General features: G+C 72.3%; 24 protein-coding genes. 9 read left to right on the forward strand and 15 right to left on the reverse strand.

Annotated features, from left to right (window positions below; all coding sequences use genetic code 11):
* Positions 1 to 283: 283 nt before the first annotated feature.
* Positions 284 to 568 (reverse strand): hypothetical protein, encoded by a 285-nt coding sequence (locus ABD211_RS13185; RefSeq protein ID WP_344130108.1) that lies wholly within the window; start codon positions 566 to 568, stop codon positions 284 to 286.
* On the opposite strand from ABD211_RS13185, the gene ABD211_RS13190 reads away from it, so the two are divergent.
* The 3 genes from ABD211_RS13190 to ABD211_RS13200 are packed head-to-tail and all read left to right on the forward strand — an operon-like array spanning position 537 to position 5,406.
* Entirely contained in the window at positions 537 to 1,754 is a 1,218-nt protein-coding gene (locus ABD211_RS13190; RefSeq protein WP_344130111.1) for an LLM class flavin-dependent oxidoreductase, read from the forward strand. The genes ABD211_RS13185 and ABD211_RS13190 overlap by 32 nt on opposite strands.
* A 9-nt stretch (positions 1,755 to 1,763) precedes the next feature.
* Positions 1,764 to 3,044, forward strand: a complete 1,281-nt coding sequence (locus ABD211_RS13195; RefSeq protein WP_344130114.1) for a DNA polymerase domain-containing protein — start codon at positions 1,764 to 1,766, stop codon at positions 3,042 to 3,044.
* Positions 3,034 to 5,406, forward strand: coding sequence for a glycoside hydrolase family 65 protein (locus ABD211_RS13200; RefSeq protein WP_344130117.1), 2,373 nt, complete (start codon positions 3,034 to 3,036; stop codon positions 5,404 to 5,406). Before ABD211_RS13195 ends, ABD211_RS13200 begins: the two co-directional genes overlap by 11 nt.
* Here the strand turns inward: ABD211_RS13200 and ABD211_RS13205 are convergent.
* Positions 5,403 to 5,822, reverse strand: coding sequence for an ester cyclase (locus tag ABD211_RS13205; protein ID WP_344130120.1), 420 nt, complete (start codon positions 5,820 to 5,822; stop codon positions 5,403 to 5,405). The genes ABD211_RS13200 and ABD211_RS13205 overlap by 4 nt on opposite strands.
* A 4-nt stretch (positions 5,823 to 5,826) precedes the next feature.
* Complete coding sequence (locus ABD211_RS13210; RefSeq protein ID WP_344130123.1) at positions 5,827 to 6,141, reverse strand: hypothetical protein; 315 nt, start codon at positions 6,139 to 6,141, stop codon at positions 5,827 to 5,829.
* A 159-nt stretch (positions 6,142 to 6,300) separates the two neighbouring features.
* Between ABD211_RS13210 and ABD211_RS13215 the strand changes: the two genes are divergently transcribed.
* Positions 6,301 to 6,684, forward strand: a complete 384-nt coding sequence (locus ABD211_RS13215) for a hypothetical protein (RefSeq protein ID WP_344130125.1) — start codon at positions 6,301 to 6,303, stop codon at positions 6,682 to 6,684.
* A gap of 194 nt (positions 6,685 to 6,878) precedes the next feature.
* On the opposite strand, the gene ABD211_RS13220 is transcribed toward ABD211_RS13215, so the two are convergent.
* Positions 6,879 to 7,769 carry an endonuclease domain-containing protein gene (locus ABD211_RS13220; RefSeq protein ID WP_344130128.1) on the reverse strand — a complete coding sequence of 297 codons (891 nt, stop codon included), beginning with the start codon at positions 7,767 to 7,769 and terminating at the stop codon, positions 6,879 to 6,881.
* Between the two features lie 208 nt (positions 7,770 to 7,977).
* On the opposite strand from ABD211_RS13220, the gene ABD211_RS13225 reads away from it, so the two are divergent.
* Both ABD211_RS13225 and ABD211_RS13230 read left to right on the forward strand, forming a co-directional pair.
* Positions 7,978 to 8,940, forward strand: coding sequence for a DNA polymerase domain-containing protein (locus tag ABD211_RS13225; protein ID WP_344130131.1), 963 nt, complete (start codon positions 7,978 to 7,980; stop codon positions 8,938 to 8,940).
* Between the two features lie 22 nt (positions 8,941 to 8,962).
* Complete coding sequence (locus ABD211_RS13230; RefSeq protein WP_344130134.1) at positions 8,963 to 10,771, forward strand: DUF2207 domain-containing protein; 1,809 nt, start codon at positions 8,963 to 8,965, stop codon at positions 10,769 to 10,771.
* Positions 10,772 to 10,776: 5 nt separating this feature from the next.
* Here ABD211_RS13230 and ABD211_RS13235 read toward each other — a convergent pair whose 3' ends face one another.
* The 9 genes from ABD211_RS13235 to ABD211_RS13275 all read right to left on the reverse strand — a co-directional run bounded on the left by ABD211_RS13235 (position 10,777) and on the right by ABD211_RS13275 (position 16,714).
* Positions 10,777 to 11,505, reverse strand: coding sequence for a hypothetical protein (locus ABD211_RS13235; protein WP_344130138.1), 729 nt, complete (start codon positions 11,503 to 11,505; stop codon positions 10,777 to 10,779).
* Positions 11,502 to 12,032 (reverse strand): DUF6286 domain-containing protein, encoded by a 531-nt coding sequence (locus ABD211_RS13240; RefSeq protein WP_344130141.1) that lies wholly within the window; start codon positions 12,030 to 12,032, stop codon positions 11,502 to 11,504. The genes ABD211_RS13235 and ABD211_RS13240 overlap by 4 nt, the downstream gene beginning before the upstream one ends.
* Positions 12,033 to 12,046: 14 nt before the next feature.
* Positions 12,047 to 12,367 carry a hypothetical protein gene (locus ABD211_RS13245; protein WP_344130144.1) on the reverse strand — a complete coding sequence of 107 codons (321 nt, stop codon included), beginning with the start codon at positions 12,365 to 12,367 and terminating at the stop codon, positions 12,047 to 12,049.
* A complete protein-coding gene (locus ABD211_RS13250; protein ID WP_344130147.1) occupies positions 12,364 to 12,891 on the reverse strand; it encodes an Asp23/Gls24 family envelope stress response protein in 528 nt (175 codons plus the stop codon). The genes ABD211_RS13245 and ABD211_RS13250 overlap by 4 nt, the downstream gene beginning before the upstream one ends.
* A gap of 28 nt (positions 12,892 to 12,919) precedes the next feature.
* Complete coding sequence (locus ABD211_RS13255; RefSeq protein ID WP_344130150.1) at positions 12,920 to 13,105, reverse strand: hypothetical protein; 186 nt, start codon at positions 13,103 to 13,105, stop codon at positions 12,920 to 12,922.
* A gap of 127 nt (positions 13,106 to 13,232) precedes the next feature.
* Positions 13,233 to 14,201: an NAD(P)-dependent alcohol dehydrogenase gene (locus tag ABD211_RS13260; protein WP_344130153.1), complete on the reverse strand. Its 969-nt coding sequence runs from the start codon at positions 14,199 to 14,201 to the stop codon at positions 13,233 to 13,235.
* Positions 14,202 to 14,283: 82 nt separating this feature from the next.
* Positions 14,284 to 14,841: a hypothetical protein gene (locus ABD211_RS13265; RefSeq protein ID WP_344130156.1), complete on the reverse strand. Its 558-nt coding sequence runs from the start codon at positions 14,839 to 14,841 to the stop codon at positions 14,284 to 14,286.
* The gene (locus ABD211_RS13270; protein ID WP_344130159.1) at positions 14,838 to 15,365 is read right to left on the reverse strand and encodes a GNAT family N-acetyltransferase; all 528 of its coding nucleotides are present in this window, start codon (positions 15,363 to 15,365) and stop codon (positions 14,838 to 14,840) included. Before ABD211_RS13270 ends, ABD211_RS13265 begins: the two co-directional genes overlap by 4 nt.
* Positions 15,366 to 15,388: 23 nt before the next feature.
* A complete protein-coding gene (locus ABD211_RS13275; protein WP_344130162.1) occupies positions 15,389 to 16,714 on the reverse strand; it encodes an NsdA family TPR-like regulatory protein in 1,326 nt (441 codons plus the stop codon).
* A 306-nt stretch (positions 16,715 to 17,020) separates the two neighbouring features.
* Here ABD211_RS13275 and ABD211_RS13280 point away from each other — a divergent pair, with 306 nt between their 5' ends.
* Positions 17,021 to 17,278, forward strand: a complete 258-nt coding sequence (locus ABD211_RS13280) for a hypothetical protein (RefSeq protein WP_344130165.1) — start codon at positions 17,021 to 17,023, stop codon at positions 17,276 to 17,278.
* Between the two features lie 133 nt (positions 17,279 to 17,411).
* Positions 17,412 to 18,614, forward strand: a complete 1,203-nt coding sequence (locus ABD211_RS13285) for a cellulose binding domain-containing protein (protein WP_344130168.1) — start codon at positions 17,412 to 17,414, stop codon at positions 18,612 to 18,614.
* A gap of 43 nt (positions 18,615 to 18,657) precedes the next feature.
* Here ABD211_RS13285 and ABD211_RS13290 read toward each other — a convergent pair whose 3' ends face one another.
* Both ABD211_RS13290 and ABD211_RS13295 read right to left on the reverse strand, forming a co-directional pair.
* A complete protein-coding gene (locus ABD211_RS13290) occupies positions 18,658 to 19,413 on the reverse strand; it encodes a MerR family transcriptional regulator (RefSeq protein WP_344130171.1) in 756 nt (251 codons plus the stop codon).
* 56 nt (positions 19,414 to 19,469) lie between these two features.
* Positions 19,470 to 20,249: a YaaA family protein gene (locus ABD211_RS13295; protein ID WP_344130174.1), complete on the reverse strand. Its 780-nt coding sequence runs from the start codon at positions 20,247 to 20,249 to the stop codon at positions 19,470 to 19,472.
* 127 nt (positions 20,250 to 20,376) lie between these two features.
* Between ABD211_RS13295 and ABD211_RS13300 the strand changes: the two genes are divergently transcribed.
* The coding region (locus ABD211_RS13300; protein ID WP_344130177.1) for an alcohol dehydrogenase catalytic domain-containing protein at positions 20,377 to 20,849 on the forward strand (473 nt) is incomplete at its 3' end.

Genomic DNA, 20,849 nt, shown 5'->3' on the forward strand with positions numbered 1-20,849 from the left:
GCCGGCGCCGGCGGTGCCGCCGCCGAGGAAGAGGGCACCCGCGACGGCCGCGGCCAGGGCCGCGACCAGAGCCACCAACGAGGCGCGGCGGCGGCGGGCGGTCACGGCGGGACGGTCGGAAGGGGGCGTAGGGGGGCGGATCATCGGCTCCTCCGGATGGGGACGACATCGCAGGTATCGATGGTTGTCACCCATCCTCCGGTACGCGCGTCGACGTACGCCAATGTCATTTTCCCGACGGCGGCCGTGGGGAGCGTCCCGACCCCAGCCCAGGACGAAAGATTCAGTACGCGTCCCGCCGGATCCACCACGGATCGGAAAAACCTAGTAATCCGATAGACAATATCGGTATGATCCCGGTGCCAGCCCTCGGAGGAATATCCATGCGCCCGTCCTGTACCCGCAGACTGATCGCCGCCGCCGTCGGCCCGGTCCTCGTCGCCGCCACGGGCGCCCTGGCCGGCTGCGCGCCGAGCACGGCTTCGCCGCGCTGCTGGTCACCCACGACGTCGACGAGGCACTGAAAGGCATCGGCGATGTCGTTGACATTCCACTGGTTCCTGCCCACCAACGGCGACAGTCGCCAGGTCGTCGGCGGCGGGCACGGCGTGCCGACCGGCCACGCCGGCGGCGCCCGACCCCCGTCGCTGGCCTACCTGGGCCAGATCGCGCGCAGCGCCGAGCAGCTCGGCTTCGTCGGCGCGCTCACCCCGACCGGCGCCTGGTGCGAGGACGCGTGGCTGTCCACCGCGATGCTCACCGAGGTCACCGAGCGGCTGAAGTTCCTGGTGGCCTTCCGGCCCGGCCTGCTCTCCCCCACGCTCGCCGCCCAGATGGCCGCCACGTTCCAGCGGCACTCGAAGGGGCGGCTGCTGCTCAACGTCGTCACCGGCGGCGAGGCGCACGAGCAGCGGGCGTACGGCGACTTCCTGAGCAAGGACGAGCGCTACGCCCGCGCCGACGAGTTCCTCCAGGTGGTACGCGCGCTGTGGCGCGGCGAGACCGTGGACCTGCTGGGCCAGCACCTGACGGTGGAGCGCGCGCGCCTGTCGCGGGTGCCCGACCCCGTCCCGCCGATCTACTTCGGCGGGTCGTCCGGGCCGGCCGGGCCGGTCGCCGCCCGGCACAGCGACGTCTACCTCACCTGGGGCGAGCCGCCGGACGCCGTGGCCAAGAAGATCAGCTGGATCGGCGGCCTGGCCGAGATCCACGACCGGACGCTGCGCTACGGCATCCGCCTGCACGTCATCACGCGCGACACCGCCGAGGAGGCGTGGGCGCAGGCGCGCAAGCTGCTCGACGGCATCAGTGACGCCGACATCGCGGCCGCCCAGGCGGGACTGGCCCGCAGCGGGTCCGAGGGCCAGCGCCGGATGCTCGAACTGCACGGCGGGCGCCGCGACGACCTGGAGATCGCGCCGAACCTGTGGGCCGGCGTGGGCCTCGTGCGCGGCGGCGCGGGCACCGCGTTGGTGGGCAGCCACACGGAGGTCGCCGACCGGATCGCGGAATACCACGCGCTCGGACTGACCGAGTTCATCCTCTCCGGGTACCCGCATCTGGAGGAGGCGTACTGGTTCGGCGAGGGCGTGCTGCCGATCCTGCGCGCGCGTGGTCTGTGGCGGCACCCCGTCGCGGACGCGGGTCTCGACGCGCAGGTCAACGTGCCGTTCGCCGGGGTCGCTGACGCCCGAACCGACGGGTGGGTGGATCCTCCCACCGTCGACAGGACAGCGGGGCCGGCGCGGACGTAGGGTGCGGCCATGGCCAAGGACGCGCCACTCGTGCTCGAACTGGACGGCCTCGACGTCACGGTGACCCACCCCGACAAGGTCATCTTTCCGGGGCCGGGGCTGACCAAGCGCGACATCGTGGAGTATTTCCTGGCCGTCGCGCCCGGCGCGCTGGCCGGCGTCGCGGGCCGGCCGATGGCCCTGCGCCGGTTCGTCAGGGGCACGAACGACAAGCCCTTCTACCAGAAACGCGCCCCCGAGCCCCGGCCCGAGTGGATCGAGACGGTCGACTTCCGGTACCCGTCCGGCGGCGTGGCCAGCGAGATCGTCGTCCGCGACGTCGCCCAGCTGATCTGGGTGATCAACCTCAACTGCGTCGACCTGCACCCGCACGCCGTGCGCGCGGAGGACCTGGCGCACCCCGACGAGCTGCGCATCGACCTGGACCCCGTGCCCGGGGTGCCGTGGGCGATGGTGCGCGACGTGGCGCTCGTGGCGCGTGAGGTGCTCGCCGACCACGGGCTGGTCGGCTTCCCGAAGACGTCCGGCTCGCGCGGCATGCACATCTACACCCGCCTGGCCGGGACGTGGACCTTCACCCAGGTGCGCACGGCGGGGCTCGCGCTCGCCCGCGAGGTGGCCCGGCGCGCGCCGGACATCGCCACCGCCGAGTGGTGGAAGGAGGACCGGCACGGCGTGTTCATCGACTACAACCAGAACGCGAAGGACCGGACCACCGCCTCGGCGTACTCCCTGCGCCCCACCCCGGACGCGCGGGTGAGCGCGCCGCTGACCTGGGACGAGGTGCCGTCCTGCGAGCCCGGCGAGTTCACCTTCCGCACGGTTCCGGAGCGGTTCGCCGCGATCGGCGACCCGGCGGCCGGCATCGACAAGGCCCCTGGTGACCTGACCTCACTGCTGGCCCTGGCCAAGGCGCAGAAGGCGGCCGGGATGAAGGAGCCCGCTCCTACCCGTACCACAGCGCCTTCGCGGGCCGGACCACCCGCGGCCGGGAGCGGCGCGATCAGGCCGACCGGGCGGCGGCAGTCGAAGATGCCGCTCATCGAGATCGCGCGCGCGGCCGACGTGGACACCGCGATGGCGGGGCTGGAGCGCTGGAAGGCCCGTCACCCGGACGTGGTGGCGCACCTGGCGGCGCCGGACGTGCTCGTCGACGCCATGCGCGGGCGCAGCAGCACCTGGACCCGCATCCGGGTCAACCTGCAGCACGTGCCGCAGGAGCTGCGGCCGGAGCAGGAGCCGCTCGAGTCCGACTACGACCCGTGGGAGGGATTGCGACGTGATCAGTGAACTCGAGTTCCCGGTCGAGCCGTGGCACGTGCGGGAGACCTCGTTCAACCTGAACCTGCTGGCCCAGTCGGAGTCCATCTTCGCGCTCGCCAACGGGCACGTCGGGCTGCGCGGCAACCTCGACGAGGGCGAGCCGCACGGCCTGCCCGGCACCTACCTGAACTCCTTCTTCGAGCAGCGGCCGCTGCCGTACGCGGAGGCCGGCTACGGCTTCCCCGAGTCCGGCCAGACCATCGTCAACATCACCAACGGCAAGCCGATCCGGCTGCTCGTCGACGACGAGCCGCTCGACGTGCGCTACGGCGAGCTGCGCCGCCACGAGCGGGTGCTGGACCTGCGGGCGGGCACGCTCTCCCGGAGCTTCGAGTGGTGCTCGCCCGCCGGTCGCGCGGTGCGCGTGCGCAGCACCCGGCTCGTGTCGTTCACCCAGCGCGCGATCGCCGCCATCTGCTACGAGGTCGAGGCCGCCGACGACGCGCCGCTGCGCCTCATCGTGCAGTCGGAGCTGGTCGCCAATGAGCAGCTGCCGCCGACGAAGAAGGATCCCCGGGTGGCGGCCGTGCTCGAGGCCCCGCTGGTCGCCGAGGAGCGCCTCGCGCAGGACGGGCACGGCGTGCTCATCCACCGCACGCGCGCCAGCGGGCTGCGGCTGGCCGCCGCGATGGAGCACCACGTCGGTGGCGCCGAGAACGTCCAGATCGGGTCCGAGACCCAGCCGGACTGGGTCCGCACCACGATCGCCTGCCAACTCCAGCCGGGCGAATGCCTGCGGGTCGTGAAAATCATCTCGTACGGGTGGTCCGCGGTGCGGTCGCTGCCGGCCCTGCGCGACCAGGTCGTCGCGGCCGCCACCGCCGCCCGTTACGTCGGCTGGGACGGGCTGCTCGCGGAGCAGCGCGCCTACCTCGACTGTTTCTGGGACGCCTCCGACGTGATCGTGGAGGGCGACCCCGAGGTGCAGCAGGCGGTGCGGTTCGGGCTGTTCCACGTGCTGCAGGCCGGGGCGCGGGCCGAGCGCCGGCCGATCGCCGCGAAGGGCCTCACCGGGCCCGGCTACGACGGGCACGCGTTCTGGGACACCGAGATGTTCGTCCTGCCACTGCTCACCTACACCCAGCCGGACACGGTGGCGCACGCGTTGCGCTGGCGGCACGCGACGCTGGGCCTGGCCCGCGAGCGGGCCGGGCAGCTGCGCCTTTCCGGGGCCGCGTTCCCATGGCGGACCATCCGGGGCGAGGAGTGCTCGGCTTACTGGCCGGCGGGGACCGCCGCGTTCCACATCGGGGCGGACATCGCGGAAGCCACGGCGCGGTACCTCAACGCGACCGGGGACGACGACTTCGCCCGCACCGTGGGGGTCGAGCTCCTCGTGGAGACGGCCCGGCTGTGGCGCTCGCTGGGCCACCACGACCTGCACGGCCGGTTCCACATCGACGGGGTGACCGGGCCGGACGAGTACACGGCCGTAGTGCGCGACAACGTCTACACCAACCTGATGGCGCAGCGGAACCTGCTGACGGCGGCCGAGGTCTGTGCGCGGTTCCCGGATGTGGCCTCGTTGTTGAACGTCGGCGACGAGGAGACCGCGTCGTGGCGGGACGCGGCCGCCGCCATGACCGTCCCGTACGACCATGAACTGAATGTGCACCAGCAGTCGGAGGGGTTCACCCGGCTGCAGGAGTGGGACTTCGCGGACACGCCGGCCGAGTGCTACCCGCTGCTGCTCAACTACCCGTACTTCGACCTGTACCGCAGCCAGGTCGTCAAGCAGCCCGACCTGGTGCTGGCCATGCACTGGCGCGGGGACGCGTTCACCGCCGAGCAGAAGGCCCGCAACTTCGCCTACTACGAGGCCCGGACCGTGCGCGACTCGTCGCTGTCCGCCTGCACCCAGGCGATCCTCGCCGCCGAGGTGGGCCACCTGGAGCTCGCCCACGACTACATCGGCGAGGCGGCGCTCATGGACCTGCGCGACCTCAACCAGAACACCCGCGACGGCGTGCACATGGCGTCGCTCGCCGGCACCTGGCTGGCGCTGGTCGCCGGGCTGGGCGGCATGCGCGACCATGGCGGGTCGCTGACGTTCGCGCCCCGGCTGCCGAGCCGGATCGGCCGGCTGGAGTTCTCCCTGCGGTGGCGGGGGCTGCGCCTGCGGGTCGACGTACGGCCGCACGAGACGACGTACTCCCTGCGGGACGGGCACGACGGCGCGAGCCTGCGGCTGCGGCACTACGCCGAGGACGTGACGGTCACCTGCGCGGGGCCGGTGACCGTGGCCGTGCCGCCCGTGACGGCACGCGGCTCGGCGCCGCGGCAGCCGCCCGGTCGCGCGCCCGTGAGCCGGTCACCGGGACAGGGCTAGACGTCGAGTCGGACGGCGTCCATCTCGGTGAGCACGCCGAGGTCGTCGGAGATCACCCAGATGTCGGCGACCCGCCCGTCGACGACGGTCAGGATGTCCGTGGCCCGGACGCTGATCTCGACCCCGGTCGCGGGCACCTTGCCGAGCGCCGTGGGGAACGGGCCGACGTGCCGGCCGGTCAGGTAGAAGCCGAGGACGATGACGTCGCCGGTCTCGATCCGGTGCACGATGCGCGTGCGCCGGCCCTCGAGGGCCGTCTGGATGGCCCGCGCCCGCCGCACCAGGTCCGCGACGGGCGTGGCCACCCCGTTGATGGTCACCGGGTCGTGGTAGACGGCGCGGAAGTCCGCCTCCGGGTCGACCCGGTCGCCGATCGGGTCCTCCCAGCACGCCAGGAGGCGTTCGACAAGGCTCATGCCCCTATTGTCGGCTATGTTCCCGGTGCTGGCGTGCGGCCGACACCCCGGCGTCGTCGCCAACCGGGCAGTCCGGCGCCCGGCACCCGTCCCGGTCCGCGTGCAGCACGAAGTCGCGCCCGCTCAGGCTGACCACGGAGTGCGTGGGCCGCAACGGCCCCCGCCGCCACCGCGCCCGGTCGGCCCGGATCGACGCGGCCAGGTCGGCGGCACCCGCCTGCCACCCGAACAGGTCATGCGTGCCGTCCGGCCAGTCGCGCCGCACGGCCACACCCGCGCGCCACAGCTCCGCACCCCGCATCCATCGCGGCACCCGCATGCCGCCACCCCCTCGCCGACTCGGTCCCCTGCTCGAACATACGTTCTATTTCGTACGAGAGCTCTGCGATTCCCAGCACATGGAAGTTGATCAATTCTAGCTCGCGTCCTGAGATCGTCGGCGCCGCTGACCGGATGACGACTGGTACCTTCCAAGGTCATGACCAACCCGACGACCGCCCTGACCATCAACGTCAAGAAGCTGCCCCTCGGCTCGTTCGTCAAGCCGAACGCCGAGATCAACGGCCACGCCCTGTCGCTGAACTGGGGCCGCAACGAGATCCCGGCGTTCCCGGGAGTGCACCACATCCACATCTACATGCCGTGGATCTGGCGCTTCGGCAAGGCCGACATCACGGTCGACAACCGGACCGCGCCCGCGCCGGAGGTCTTCTACGCCCCGCCGTTCATCAACTTCATCAACGGCGCCATCGGCTTCCAGCCGGTGAAGAACCCGGGCCTGCTGGGCATGCTGGCCGTGATCGGCGTCCCGTTCCTCCTGATCGCCCTCTGCTGCGCCCTCGGCACCATCCTGGACAGCTAGCCGCCGCGCGTCCGCCCGAGGTTATTTGGCCTTACGTGCGGAATTGACGCCCCGAGTTCCGCACGTAAGTGGCCAACGATTGGGGCGTCACCTCGCGCAGCCTGCCCGCCTGGGCGGCCCTTGGCGAGGTTATTGGCCTTACGTGCGAAACGGGCGCCCCGAGTTCCACACGTAAGCGGCCAATGGTTGGGGCGTCACCGTCGACGGAGCGCGAGTGCCCCGGTGATCTCGCGGAGCACCGCGTCGGGCGAGTCGCGCAGGCGGGACGCCGTCACGTGGATGACCAGCCACCCCGCCGCCTGCAGGCGGTTGAGCCGCCGCCGGTCGTGGTGCAGTTGATCGGCGCTCGCGTGCCACAGCCCGTCATACTCGATGGCTACGCGCACCTCGGGGTAGGCCAGGTCCACCCGCGCGACGAACCCGGCGGCGTCGTACACCTCCCATTGCACCTGCGGCGCCGGAAGGCCACTAAGCACGATCATGACCCGCAGCCGGCTCTCCTGCGGCGACTCCGCCCGTCCGTCGACCAGCGACAGGACGTGTGCGAACCGCGCGGAGCCATAGCCGCCGCGGCGCGCGGTCCCGAGCGAGGCGAGCTCGGCCTTCGTGACCAGGCTGGACCGCAGGAAGCGATCGAGCAGGACGACAGCCTCCTCGGCGGGTAACCACTGCGCGAGATCCCAGCAGGTGCGCAGCGGCGTCGTCACGGGCATGCCCTGGATGCGGCACCGGTCGGACGCCTCGACCGCGGACACATGCGCGATCACGTCACTCATGCGGGGCCGGGCGCAGGTGGGCACCAGGATCTCGACCGGCTCAGCGAAGCCGACCAGACCGACCCGCAGCAACGCGGCCGCAGAACGGCCGGCGATCGCCCCACCCTCGGGCAACAGATGCGCCGCGACCGCGTGACAGCGCAGTTCATGGGTGACGGGCAGCTCAGCGTCGGCGTAGACGCCCCGCAACAGGCGTCGCCAGGCCTTGCCGCGCAGTTGTGTCTGGGTCAGGAGGCCAGCCGCGACCACGCTGGGGCCGTGGAAGATCTTCCCGCGCAGCGTCGGCGGCCGGTGCGGAGGTCGGGCCATGGCGCCATCCTGTGCGGGCTGGCCCGCGACCGCCATGACCTGTCCGCACACTGTGGATAACCGACGCCCTTGTGGACGGTCGGAAGGGGTACTCCACCGATGTGCTACCGGCGGTTCGCGGTGCGGGTCGGCCGGTCGATCAGGTCAACACCGTGGGCAGGCACAGCACCCGACCCGGGTTGTCGGCCCTGGCGCGTACGGTGGGGGCATGGCGGACGAGGAGGCGCGCGACGGGGTCCGGCTGACGAACCTGGACCAGCCGTTGTTCGACGGTGCCCAGGCGACCAAGCGTGACCTCGTCGACTACCTCGACGCGGTCAGCGACGTGCTGCTGCCGCACCTGCGCGACCGGCCCCTGTCGGTCATCCGGGCCCTGCGCGGCCAGCGCCCCTTCATGCAGAAGAATCTTCCGAAGTACGCCCCGGAGTCCGTCCCCCGCGTGACGTGGTTCGCGGAGTCGGTCGGCCACGACGTGACGTACGCGCTGTGCAACGACCGTCCGACGCTGCTGTGGTTCGCCAACCAGCGGGCGGTGGAATACCACGTGACGCTGCTCAGAGCGCCCGACTGGCCGCACCCGACCCACCTGGTGCTCGACCTCGACCCGCCCGAGGGCGGCGGGTTCGCCGCGGCCGTGGCCGCCGCGAGGCTCGTGCGCGAGGTCCTCGCCGAGGTCGGCATGACGGCGACGGTGAAGACGAGCGGCGCCAAGGGCGTGCACGTGTTCGCCCCGGTGACCGGCGCCGACGTGGAGGCGGTCGCGGCCGCGACCCGGGCGGTGGCGGCGCGCGCCGAGCAGCTCGACCCCGCGCTCGCGACCACGGCGTTCATCCGGGAGGACCGTGGCGGCAAGGTGTTCCTCGACGCCACCCGTTCAGGCGGCGCGACGGTCGTGTCCGTCTACAGCCCGCGCCTGCGGCCCGGCACGACCGTGTCGTTCCCGGTCGCGTGGGACGACCTCGACAACGTCTCCCCCGCCGACTTCACTATGCGCACCGCCCCCGACCTGCTCGCCGCCGGCGACCTGTGGGCGGCGGGCCTGCCCGCGCCGCAGCCGCTGGACCCCGGTCTGGTCGAACAGGGTCGCACCATCCCGATCGCCCGCGTCGCGGCGATGCACGAGGGCAAACGCCGCGCCCGGGCCCGTCGCGCCGCGGAGGCCGACGGCTGACATGCCCCGCTACTGTGGGCCTGTGCTGGTACGTGGTCGGGCCTTCGCCTTCGCGCTGCTCGCCGGGGTGGTGGCCGCGCTGGCCCTGGCGTCGCCCGCCGTCGCGGCCGACGGCGAGAAGGTCGACGAGTACGCCACGGCGATCGTCATCAACGCCGACGCCTCGCTCGACGTCACCGAGACGATCACGTACGACTTCGGCGACAACGACCGGCACGGCATCATCCGCCGCATCCCCGCGTCGTTCCGCTACGACGACGAGCACAACCGGGTGTACCCGATCAGCGACGTGGACGTCACCATGGACGGCCGGCCCGTGGAGTTCGAGCGCTCGTCCGAGGGCGGCTACCAGATCATCAAGATCGGCGACCCGGACGACACGATCAGCGGCGCCCACACCTACCGGCTGCGCTACCACGTGACAGGCGCCCTGAACGACTTCGCCGACCACACCGAGCTGTACTGGAACGCCGTCGGCAACGAGTGGGAAGCCCCGGTCGCGGGCGCCACGGCCACCGTCACCGCGCCCGTCCAGATCACCCGGGCCGCCTGCTACGCGGGCGAGGCGACCAGCCGACTGCCCTGCGACAGGGCGACCATCGACGGGACCACGGCCAGCTTCGCCCAGGGCCCGCAGCGACCGGGCGAGGGCCTGTCCATCGTGGTCGCGCTGCCGGTCGGCGCGGTCGCCGCGACCGAGCCGGTCCTGGTGCCCCGCCGCTCGTTCGCGAACAGCTTCCGGGTCACCCCGGTCACGGTCGGCGTGGGCACGGGCCTGGCGCTGGCCGGTGTCGCCGGCGCCCTGCTGCTGGCCTGGCGGGTGGGCCGCGACCGGCGCTACGTGGGCCTGCTGCCCGGGCTGACCCCGGAGCCGGGCGAGGGCGCGGTCGAGGAGCGCCAGCCGCTCGTCGGCGCCCCGCCGGTGAGCGTCGAGTTCGGCGCGCCGGACAACGTCCGCCCCGGCCAGGTGGGCACGCTGTTCGACGAGCGCGCGCACGTCGTCGACGTCACCGCCACGATCATCGACTTCGCGGTCCGCCGCCACCTGCGCATCACGGAGCTGGCGGACAAGGACTGGGAGCTGACGAAGCTCACCGACGGCGACCCGACGTTCCTCCCGTACGAGCGGGAGCTGTTCGACGCGCTGTTCAGCACGGGCGACACGGTGAAACTGTCGGACCTCAAGGGCACCTTCGCCAAGCACCTGTCGCAGGTCCGCGAGGCGCTCTACGCCGACATGGTCACCCAGGGGTGGTACAGGCGCAGCCCTGAGGCCACCCGGACCGTCGCCGTGGTTCTCGGCTTCCTCGCGGTGGGGCTGTCGATCGCGGCGCTGATCCTGCTCGGCGTGTTCCTGGGCCTCGGCCTCATCGGGGTGGGCCTGGTCGTCGCGGCGGTGACCTTCCTGGTGGTGGCCTGGTTCCTGCCGGCCCGCACCGGCAAGGGCAGCGCCATGCTGGAGCGGGTCAAGGGCCTGCGGCTCTACATCGCCACGGCCGAGGTGGCGCAGCTGCAGTTCCAGGAGAAGGTGCGGATCTTCTCCACGTTCCTGCCGTACGCGATGGTGTTCGGGCTGGCCGAACGGTGGGCGGGCATCTTCGCCGACCTCGACCTGGACACGACCGGCCCGGACGGCACCCCGGGCCTGTACTGGTACGGCGGCCTGGCCGGCTGGAACCTGGCGCACTTCAACGCCAGCATCGGCAGCTTCGCCACGGCCACCACGGGCACCATCGCGTCGGTGCCGGCGAGCAGCGGTTCGTCGGGCTTCTCGGGCGGCGGCGGGTTCGTCGGCGGCGGCGCCGGCGGAGGTGGCGGCGGGAGCTGGTAGGGCCCTCAGCGCACCCGGGCCGGCGGCCGGCTGGGTACCCGTACGGTCACCTCGTCGACCATTGCCGGGCGGCCGGCCGTGACCGTGAACCGGTCGACGACGGCGACGACGCGGTCGCGCAACTGGGTCAGGTCGGCGTTCGGGTCGATGGTCAGCCACACGCGCAGGTGCGGATCGTCAGCGTCGCCGGTGAGCCGCACGTCGGCACGCTCCACGCCGCGCTGGTGTCGCAGGTCGGCGGCCAGCGCGTGGCGCAACGCGCCCGCCTCGACCCGCAGCGTCCCGGCCACCCGCCGCGCCCCGCCGCCCCCCGGCTCCGAACCGGCCGCGGGGTCGGCCGTCGGCTGGGACGCGGCCAGGTCGCCCGTCGCCTGGGGCTCGGCCCGGTCAGTCGGCGAGATCGGCGCGTTGGTGGGCCAGGTCGGCGCGTTGGCCGCGAGGACGGCCCGCTCCGCCCGTAACTCCAGGTCCGGCATGTCGGCGCGACCGCGCCGGCGTAACTGCGCGCGCATCAGGACCACCCCCAGCACCGCCAGGACGAGCCCGGCCACGATCGTGGCGACCATCGCCCAGGTCCCCCACGAGGTCCACCGCTCGCGGGCGTTCGGCGACAGGAGCGGCAGGTCCGGGTCGGTGCCCGGCAGCCGGCCGTAGTGCGCCAGGACGCCCACCGTGCCCAGCCCGATGAGCAGGAGCGACATGACGATCCAGAGCGCCCGGTTGCCCGCGTTCATGCGACCCTCCCCGGCCGCAGCCGCACGGACAGGCCCGTGTCGGGCGGGGCGTCGAGGCTGCCCAGTTCGCGGCGGACCGCGTCGGCCACGGCGTCGTGCTGCTCGGTCGGACCACGCCCGGCCACCCGCACGCGCCAGTTCTGGCGCGAGCCGCGGACGCTGGCCCGCGTGCCCCCCACGCTCGTGACCCGGTCGGCGGCCGCGGCCATCCGCCGCTCGACCGAACGGCGCGCCATCCACCACGTCTCGTCCGGGCGGGCCGCGTTCACCGCGACCTGGTGCGGGGGCCACGGCCGCACCTGCGACAGCAGGACGATCAGGCCCACCACGCCGACCGCGATCGACACGACGAGGAACGACGTGTCGGCCGCCGTCGTGGTGGTCAGGGTGTCGTACAGGCCCTGCAGGGGCAGCGGCCACGGCTCGCCGCGGACCGCGACGGCGACCACCTCGACGATCATGAGCACACCGGCCGCCAACAGCACGAGGCCGAGCAGCAGCGCGGCTATCCGGTTCGCCGTCCGCATGCGACCGCCTCCCCTCAGCGGCGGCGCTCCAGCGCCGCCTCCACCACGTCGTCGACGACGACGGTGACCTGACGGTCGTCGCCCGCCGCCGCGAGAATCCGCCGGGTCGCGGCGGCCACCTCCGCCGCCACCGGAGGCAGCGGCACCCGGTCCGCCACGATGTGGATCTCCACCGGGTCGCCGAGGCGCACGCCGACGACCTTGCCGCCCGCGAAGTGCGTCGCCACCTCGACGACCGTGCCCGGATGCAGCCGGGCCACGCCCGGCACCTGCTCGACCGCCTCGGCCAGCGCACGCACGAGGTCCTCGCGGCGCATGGGCGCCCGCGTGGTCATTGGACCCGCTGGCTCTGCTGGTCGTCCTCGGACTCGACGTAGATGTCGTCCACGGTGATGTTCACCTCTACGACCTCCAGTCCGGTCATGCCCTCGACCTGGCCCGACACGGCCTGGCGCACGGCCTCGCTGACGTCGACGATGCTCTGGCCGTACCAGGTGACGATGTCCAGGTCGATCGCGGCCTGGCGCTCGCCCACCTCAACGGCGACCCCCTGCGTCGCGGTCGACGCGGGACCGCCGCTGCCGGGCACCAGGGACTTGATCTGGCCCATCCGGCGGGCCATGCCCGTGCCCATGGACTGCACGCCCGGGATCGACCGCGCGGCCAAGCCGGCGATCTTGGCGACCACGCTGTCGGCGATCTGCGTGCGGCCGCCTTCCGTGATCAGCGAGGCGCCCCCGGTGCGCGCCATGGTCGCCGTCCGGGCCCGTTCCATCGCGGTACTGGACGCCTGCTGCTCCGGCATCCGCTGGTCGGTCTTGTGCTGCTGGTCGGACTTCTTCTCGGCTGTCTCGGTCATGTCCGTTCGCTCCCCCCGTTGTCACCGGTCACCGGTGTCTGACCGACAATCTGCTCGCCCACTCGCCCATGTCCACCTCGCCGGCGAGCACCATCGCCGTCGCAAGGCCGATCAGGCCGGCGAATACGGCGGCCACCATCACCAGGAACCCGGCGCCCGCCCACAGCGCGGCGCAGCCGAAGCCCACGACGAATCCGAACTGCTTGCGACCCATGGCTCCCCCCGCGGTCGTCTCACCGGCCTTAATACCGCGCTGAGCAGGTCTGAAACATGCGCCGCCCGCCGACGCCCGCGCTGCGCCTAATGTCGGAGGTGCGCTCTGGCGTCCCGTCCGCTGGGCGTCATCCCTGGTCCATCGTGATCACGACGTTGCCGACCTTGCGGCCCGTGTCCACGTACTCGTGCGCCTCGGCGATGCGCTCCAGCGGATAACGGCGGTCGACGACGACCCGCAGTTCGTCCGCCTCGAGCAGACCGCGGATGAACACCAGCGCGTCGTTCTTGCGTACGGACATCCCGGTCCGCACCTGGGGACCGCGGGTGAACGACGTCGCCGCCATGAGGAACGCGTTCGCCAGTCCCGTCGTCGGCAGGTACAGGCCCGTGCGGGTCAGGGCGGGCCGGCAGCGTCGGAAGGAGCTCTTGCCGACCGTGTCGAAGATGACGTCGTACGTCGCGCCGGCGGTGGTGAAGTCCTCCCGCGTGTAGTCGACCACCTCGTCCGCGCCCAGGGACCGGACGAGCTCGACGTTGCGCGTACTGCACACGCCGGTGACGTGCGCGCCGAACCGCTTCGCCAGCTGGACCGCGTAGGTGCCGATGCTGCCGGCCGCGCCGATGACGAGCACCCGCTGCCCGGGCTGGACGTCCGCGCGCCCGCGCAGGAAGTACAACGCGGTCGTGGCGCCGTCGACCGCGGCGGCGGAGTCCTCGTAGCTCAGGTTGGCCGGCTTGATCTCAATCGAGGCCGACTCGGGCAGGCACAGGTAGTCCGCGTTCGCGCCGGGGTTGAACCCCGCGAACCCGAACACCTGGTCGCCGGGCCGGAAACGGCGCACCGCCGCGCCCACGGCCTCGATGTCGCCGGCCAGCTCGTTGCCCAGCGTCCGGTACCGGGGCCGGGGCCGCCGCAGGCCGATGATCGGTCGCCCCCAGGCCGGCTCGCCGCGGCGCATGCCGCACTCCGCCGACGTCACGGTCGTCGCCCGGATCCTGATCAGGACCTGGTCGTCGCGGGGGGTCGGCTTTTCCCTGGTCACCATCCGGAGCACGGCCGGCGCGCCGTACTCGGTGAACTGAACCGCTCGCATGGGGATCAGCGTGCCCACGGGAGGCGCCGGTGCGCATCAGGTACGTCACCCATCGCGCCCCGGACAAGACCCGGAAGATCCACTACAGATAGTGCAGGACGCCGACCGACGTCTGCAGCGCGCCGGCCTTCTCCAGTGCCTGGAAGTCGGCCGCGACCCCGACGCGGTCGAGCACGCCGGCGCGCACCGCCTCGAGTCGCAGCACGGACCACACGAACACGTCGAGGCTCGCGAACTGCGTGTGCTCCTCGATGACCTGCTCCTCGTGGAACCACACGGCGACCCGCCCGTTGGTGAGCACGACGTGGAGGTTGCCGCCGCCGTCGGCCCCGATCGACCACACGTCCTCATCGGACAGCGCGGTCTCGTAGTCGCTGTCGAGGATCTCGCAGTCGTTGGCGGCGAAGTCGAACCCGTAGGACCAGTCGTAGGTGTCGCCGAACTGGGGCATCGTGCCGGAGCGGACCCGACTGTCGAAGGCCGCCAGCGCGGTCGCGGCCGCCGGCGGCAAACGGGCGAGGAAGGGCTCAACCGGCCGCGTCGTGGCCGGGACCGCCACGCGCGGCCAACCGGCCGCCCAGCGGTCCAGGTCCGCGTCCAGGCCATTCACGACGTACCCGTCGATCTGGTCGGGGTTCACCGGCACAGTTTCGCGTAGAGGAGGGAGTCGCGCCAGGCGTCGTTGGTGAAGACGTGGTCGCGCATCCGGCCCTCGTAGGAGAAGCCCAGTTTCTCCAACAGTGCCCGGGAGGCGACGTTGTCGGGCCCGCAGGCGGCCTGGATGCGGTGCAGGCCGAGGGTGTCGAACCCGAAGGCGAGCATCAGTCGCGCGGCCTCGAGGGCGTACCCCTGCCGCCAGCGGTCCCGGCGCACCGCGTAGCCCAGCTCGCCGCTGCGGTGCCCGCCCAGCCCGATGCGCACGAAGCCGACCAGTTCGTCCGTGCGGCGGTCGGCGATGGCCAGGTAGTAGTCCGGGCGGGGCTCGCATCTCGCCCGGTCGATGTCGGCGGCCAGGCGCAGGGCCTGCTGGTCGGGCGAGCGGGTGTCGAAGCTGAGGTGGACGGTCACGTCAGGGTCGCCGACCACGGCCATGGAGGCGTCCAGGTCGTGCTCGGCGAACTCCCGCAGGACGATTCGCCCGCCCTCGATGCGCACCGGATACACGGGGGTGACTCTAACCAGAATGATCACGCCGTCAATGCCGCGGCGGAAAGCTGGCTGAACGACTCGATCTCGTCGCGCAGGCCGCGCGCCACGGCGGACTCGCGCAGCCGGCGGTCGCGCAGCGCCGCGTGGACGCGACCCACGCTCGCGACGATGCCGCCGATGCGCAGCTCCGGGTCGTACCCGAGGACGGGGTCGAGCGCGTCACGCACGCCCTCGAGCTGGCCGGCGTGGATGCGGGCGAGCGCCAGTTCGGCCCGGGCGCCCGCCTCGTCGGCGAACGCGCGCTCCTCGGCGGGGCCGGACTCGTACAGGTCGAGGGCCTGCACCGCCTCGGTGGCCGCGTCGGCGTGCAGGCCGTCGAGGTACACGAACGTGCCCGCCGCGTAGTAGTGCTGTTTGGCCTGCGGGAAGACGAACAGGCCGCCGATGTCGTCGAGGTCGTCGGCCCGGTGGTGCTCGCGGTGGCTGGCCGCCCGGGCGAGCGCCGTGCGCGCCTCGTCGACCGCGCCGACCTGGGCCCAGGCGCGGGCCTCCGACGAGGCGAGCCACGCCGCGACGGAGCCGGTCAGCGGCGCGGCCAGCTCGGCGCCCGACTGGGCGTAGCGGGCCGCCTCCTGGGGGCGTCCCGCCCAGTACGCGATGAGGCTCTGCAGGTTGCGGGCCCAGGCGCGCAGGCCGAGGTGGTCGGCGTTGTCGGCGCAGACGTACATGGTGCGGGCCAGCGTCATGGCGTCGTGGAAGCGGCCGAGGTCCTGGCTGGCCTTGGCGACCATGCCGGTGACGACGCCCGCGAGGACGTACAGGTCGCGGGTGTGGGTGGGCTTCTGCCGACCCTCCAGGAAGCCGAAGGTCACGTCCTGCAGCTCGATCAGGTCCCCCATGATCGTGGACAAGGGCTCGCGCACGTACGCGTTGGCGAGTCCGACCACGTCGTGGCGGAGCTGCTCGATGGCCTCCGCGCCGACATTGTGGGTCTCGGCGTACGCGGTGAAGCGCGCGGCGCGGCGAGCGGACATGGTCATCTGCCTCTCCATGGTCATGGTTGCGGGCGCCGCGTCGACGACGTGGCCGATGTCCGAGGGGCGCGGCACGACGACCTCACGCGCGGGCGGCGCGAGCAGCTCGTCCATGGGGCGTCCCCAGTAGATACGCGCGACCCGCCGCTGCGCCGGGCGGGGCCGTGTCCGCACGTCGCCGGCCATCCAGCGACGCAGCGTGCGCAGGCTCAGCGCCGCGTCCTCGCCGTGCTGCCGGGCGCACCGCACGAAGCCGTCGACGATCTCTTCCTGGGTCTGCTCCGATGCCGCGACGATCCTGGCGAGCAGGGTCGGCTGTTCCTCCGTCATCGCCGTACCCCCTCACGTGGGACCTGAACTGACGGTAGGTCGAGGCGTTTCGTCAGGCCAGACCTCGCACTGTGCAATGTGCCCAATGACCGGGTAACGGCCCGCGCGCGGCCGAACGATGTCGGGAACGGGGCAGCGGGACGCGATGTCGGTGCCGTCCGTCCGCGGGCACCCTCAACGGTAGGAAGACTCTCCTGCCGCTGGTAGTCACCCGGACGGCGGTGGCAGGAGCCCTGGGGCGCACGGCGCCGGACGTCGCACCCGGCCAGACCGTGCGCCCCGTTCTCGCCGACGGAGGTGGCCACGGTGACTGCCAGGCTCGATCTCGCCGACCCGCCCGCCGAGCCGCCGGCGTCCGCCGACCCGCTCGTGTGGCGCATCGCGTACGCCCTGCACGTGGTGCACCGGCCCGACTCGACGGCGTGCTGCGTGACGTGCGCCGGGAGCGAGCCGTGGCCGTGCCGGCCGAGCCGGCTCGCCGCCCGCGGCTTCGAGCACGCCGTGCGGTTGCGCCGGTCGCCCGCCCGGGACCACTGGCCGATCAACCAGCGTCCCCGGTGGTAGCTAAAGTTTCGTAGACGCCGTGGCAACTTTCTCAGGCCACGCGACCGCCGGCGGTTGACGCCTTGACGGCAATCGACGTCAGACCATACGTTCGCCCCTGAACGCATCGATGATCGACATTCAGGGAGCAGCCATGGTCCGCAGGCGGATCGCGTACGCCGTCCTCGCTGCCCTCACGGCCGCCGCGGCGCTGTTAGTGGCGCGGCCGGCCCTGTCCGCCGCCGCGCCCGTCAAGGTCATGCCGCTCGGTGACTCGATCACCGGCGGGCCGGGCTGCTGGCGCGCGATGCTCTGGGACCGGCTGCAGAAGACCGGCTACACCAATGTGGACTTCGTCGGCACGCTGCCCGGCGGCGGCTGCAACCTGGCCACCTGGGACGGCGACAACGAGGGGCACGGCGGGTTCAAGGCCACCGGGATCGTCGCCGACAACCAGCTGCCCGGGTGGCTCGCCGCCACCCAGCCCGACGTCGTGCTCATGCACCTGGGCACGAACGACGTCTGGAACAACATCCCCGCCGCGCAGATCATCACGGCGTTCGACACACTGCTGAGCCAGATGCGCGCCGCGAACCCGAACATGAGGATCCTGGTCGCGCAGATCATCCCGATGACGCCGCCGGGCTGCGGCTGGTGCCCGGGCGGGGTCAGCGCGCTGAACGCGGCGATCCCCGGCTGGGTCGCGAGCCGCACGACCGCGCAGTCGCCGATCACGGTGGTGGACCAGTACACGGGCTTCGACACCGCCGTCGACACGAGTGACGGCGTGCACCCGCTCGACTCGGGCTTCCAGAAGATGTCGGACCGGTGGTACCCGGCGCTCGTCCCCCTCCTCGGCGGCACCACGACCCCGACGAGCGCCCCGGCCACGACGCGCAGCGCCACGCCGACGACGACCCGGCCGGCGACGAGCGCGCCCGTCACGACCCGCAGCGCCGCGCCCAGTACCACCGCGCCGGTGACGACCCGCGCCGTAACGTCCAGGCCGGCGACGACGGCACCGGTCACCACCCGCAGCGCCGCGCCGACGACCGCTGGGTGTAGCCCGTCCTACAAGATCGTCAGCCAGTGGGGCGGCGGTTTCCAGGGCGAGGTCACGCTCACCAACAGCACCAGCGCCGCCACGTCCGCGTGGACCGCCGTCCTCACGTTCGCCAACGGCCAGCAGATCAGCCAGGCCTGGAACGCGACGGTGTCCACGAGCGGGGCGACGGCCACGGCGAAGCACCTGTCGTGGAACGGCCTACTGATGCCCGGCGGGACGGCCACCTTCGGCTTCCTCGCCTCCTGGACGGGCACGAACGCCGCGCCATCGGTGACCTGCACGCTGTCCTGACGCGCGTCGCGGTGGCCGGGTCTGCAGCCCCGGCCACCCGGCGTCAGTCGCTCAGGTGCCGCTGCGCGTACACCTTCATGGCGTCGCGGACGAACTCGGCCGTGCCCTCGCCGCCGGGGCCGTCGTAGTTGGCCCGGAAGCGCGGGTCGGCGACGTACATCTCGCCCAGGTTCTCCACGTAGGCCTTCGTGACCGTCATCGTGATGGACAGCCACTCGACCTGCCGGCGCGTGATGTCCTGCACCTCGTCGCCGTCGACCGGCCTGCCCGCCTGGAACGCGGCGCCGAAGTCGCGGGCGATGCCGGCCTGCTGCTCCATGAACGCCTTCTTGTCGGCGTCGCTGAGCGAGCGCCACCAGCGGTCGCCCTTCTCATACGCGTCGCGGCCCCAGCGCTCGGTGACCTCCTGTTCGTACTGCGTGTGGTCGAAGCCGTCGAGGACTTCCTCGGCCATGAGTTGTTCACCTCTCTCCGTCTTGCGCAAGGTGGTGCGCACCGACCGGATCTGCCGGTCGATGCGCTGGCGCTCCTGTTCGAGGAGCTCCAGGTGGGTCCGCAGGGCGGTGACGGTGTCCTGGTCGCCGCCGCGCAGCACGTCGGCGATCGCGGGCAGGCCCAGGCCGAGCTCGCGCAGCAGCAGGATCCGCTGCAGCCGGACCAGGCTGTCCTGGTCGTAGTAGCGGTAGCCGTTGCGCCCGACCCGGCTGGGCTCGAGCAGGCCGACCTCGCCGTAGTAGCGCAGCGTCCGGCTCGTCGTGCCCGCCAGGCGCGCGATGTCCTGGATCGACCATTCCGTCACTTTTCCCCTCCTTTCCCGCTAACGAAGCCACCCTACGACTTGACGTAACGTCAACCTCAAGTCAAGCGGACGCTGAGGCCCTTGCCGCCGAACTCCGTGCACACGAAGCACGGCTCCCGGTCGGACCCGAGCGCCGGATCCAGCGCGTAGCCCAGCTCGGCGAAGTCCTTCACCGCCGCCCCACCCCGCGACATGACGAGCCACCGGGCGAACGCCCCGCGCGCGATCTTCGCGTGCACCGCGACGAACTTCGGCTCCCCGGAGACCGGCTCCACCGTGAGGAACCGGGGCGTGACCACGCGCGCCGCCTCGACAAAAGGCAACACCACCTTGCTGTACTCATTGGCGGCGAGGTTCACGATCGGACCGGTCGAGGGCAGCTGCGCGGCGACGTCCGAGCCCCAGAAGGAGTACAGGCTGCCGAGGTGGGGCAGCTTGTAGCCGAGCTCCAACCGGTACGGGCTGATGCCGTCGAACGGGCGCAGCACCCCGTAGAGCCCGGACAGGATGCGCAGGTGCCCCGAGGCGTACTCCCGGTCCTCAGCGGAGAACGCGGCGGCGCGCAGGCCGCTGTAGATGTCGCCGAGAAACGTCTCGGCGGCCGGCATCGTCCCCCTGGCGGTCCAGGCGGCGAACGTCCCGACGGTCTTCCCGGCGAGCGGCGCGGACACCTTCATGGCCGAGACGATCTGCTCCACGGACATGTCCCGGACGGCCGCGACCAGCTCCTCGGCCCGCTTCAGCAGGGCGGGCGTGCCGAGCCGGCCGCCGAACGACCACCCGTCGGCCGGCGGCGCCTCGCGCATCGTCTTGGACGTATGGAGCAAGATGATCATCCTGTTTCCCTCCGGGAGTCAGCCTGTACGGAGGAATCCCCGCGCCGCCGACAACGCTACTGTCACACCGATCCGGGGGACGCGCCGTCGCACTTATCCTTAGCTACCAACACATGTGAGGACCTCCATGCGCGCAGTCGTCACGACGGACTTCGGGTCCGCTCCCGTCTTCACCGAGGTCGACACGCCCACCGCCGGGCCGGGTGAGATCCGGGTGGCCGTGCGCGCCTCGTCCCTCAACGGCTTCGACCTCGCCCTCACCCGGGGCTGGTTCCGGGGCATGCTGGAGCACCAGTTCCCCGTCGTGCTGGGCCGCGACTTCGCCGGCGTCGTCGACGAGGTGGGCGATGGGGTGACCACGTTCGCCCCCGGCGACGAGGTGTTCGGCGTGGTCCCGCTCGCCCCGCTGCGGATCGGCGGCCTCGGCGAGTACCTCGTGGTGAGCGAGTCGGACGACGTCGTGAAGCTGCCGGCCGGGCTCGACCTGACGACGGCGGGCGCCCTCGGCCTCGCGGGCGCCGCCGCCTCCGGCGCGCTCGACGCGGTCGAGGCCGCCCCCGGCGAGACGGTCCTCGTCGTCGGCGCGACCGGCGGCGTCGG

Origin of the sequence: Luedemannella flava, from assembly GCF_039528515.1 — a bacterium.
In the GTDB taxonomy this organism is placed as follows: Bacteria; Actinomycetota; Actinomycetes; order Mycobacteriales; family Micromonosporaceae; genus Luedemannella; species Luedemannella flava.

Excerpts from the sequence above, each read along its gene's own strand:
- ABD211_RS13190 (WP_344130111.1), top strand. The coding sequence starts at position 537 with ATGTCGTTGACATTCCACTGGTTCCTGCCCACCAACGGCGACAGTCGC.
- ABD211_RS13195 (WP_344130114.1), top strand. The coding sequence starts at position 1,764 with ATGGCCAAGGACGCGCCACTCGTGCTCGAACTGGACGGCCTCGACGTC.
- ABD211_RS13205 (WP_344130120.1), bottom strand. The coding sequence starts at position 5,822 with ATGAGCCTTGTCGAACGCCTCCTGGCGTGCTGGGAGGACCCGATCGGC.
- ABD211_RS13210 (WP_344130123.1), bottom strand. The coding sequence starts at position 6,141 with ATGCGGGTGCCGCGATGGATGCGGGGTGCGGAGCTGTGGCGCGCGGGT.
- ABD211_RS13215 (WP_344130125.1), top strand. The coding sequence starts at position 6,301 with ATGACCAACCCGACGACCGCCCTGACCATCAACGTCAAGAAGCTGCCC.
- ABD211_RS13220 (WP_344130128.1), bottom strand. The coding sequence starts at position 7,769 with ATGGCCCGACCTCCGCACCGGCCGCCGACGCTGCGCGGGAAGATCTTC.
- ABD211_RS13225 (WP_344130131.1), top strand. The coding sequence starts at position 7,978 with ATGGCGGACGAGGAGGCGCGCGACGGGGTCCGGCTGACGAACCTGGAC.
- ABD211_RS13235 (WP_344130138.1), bottom strand. The coding sequence starts at position 11,505 with ATGAACGCGGGCAACCGGGCGCTCTGGATCGTCATGTCGCTCCTGCTC.
- ABD211_RS13240 (WP_344130141.1), bottom strand. The coding sequence starts at position 12,032 with ATGCGGACGGCGAACCGGATAGCCGCGCTGCTGCTCGGCCTCGTGCTG.
- ABD211_RS13245 (WP_344130144.1), bottom strand. The coding sequence starts at position 12,367 with ATGACCACGCGGGCGCCCATGCGCCGCGAGGACCTCGTGCGTGCGCTG.
- ABD211_RS13250 (WP_344130147.1), bottom strand. The coding sequence starts at position 12,891 with ATGACCGAGACAGCCGAGAAGAAGTCCGACCAGCAGCACAAGACCGAC.
- ABD211_RS13255 (WP_344130150.1), bottom strand. The coding sequence starts at position 13,105 with ATGGGTCGCAAGCAGTTCGGATTCGTCGTGGGCTTCGGCTGCGCCGCG.
- ABD211_RS13260 (WP_344130153.1), bottom strand. The coding sequence starts at position 14,201 with ATGCGAGCGGTTCAGTTCACCGAGTACGGCGCGCCGGCCGTGCTCCGG.
- ABD211_RS13275 (WP_344130162.1), bottom strand. The coding sequence starts at position 16,714 with ATGACGGAGGAACAGCCGACCCTGCTCGCCAGGATCGTCGCGGCATCG.
- ABD211_RS13285 (WP_344130168.1), top strand. The coding sequence starts at position 17,412 with ATGGTCCGCAGGCGGATCGCGTACGCCGTCCTCGCTGCCCTCACGGCC.
- ABD211_RS13295 (WP_344130174.1), bottom strand. The coding sequence starts at position 20,249 with ATGATCATCTTGCTCCATACGTCCAAGACGATGCGCGAGGCGCCGCCG.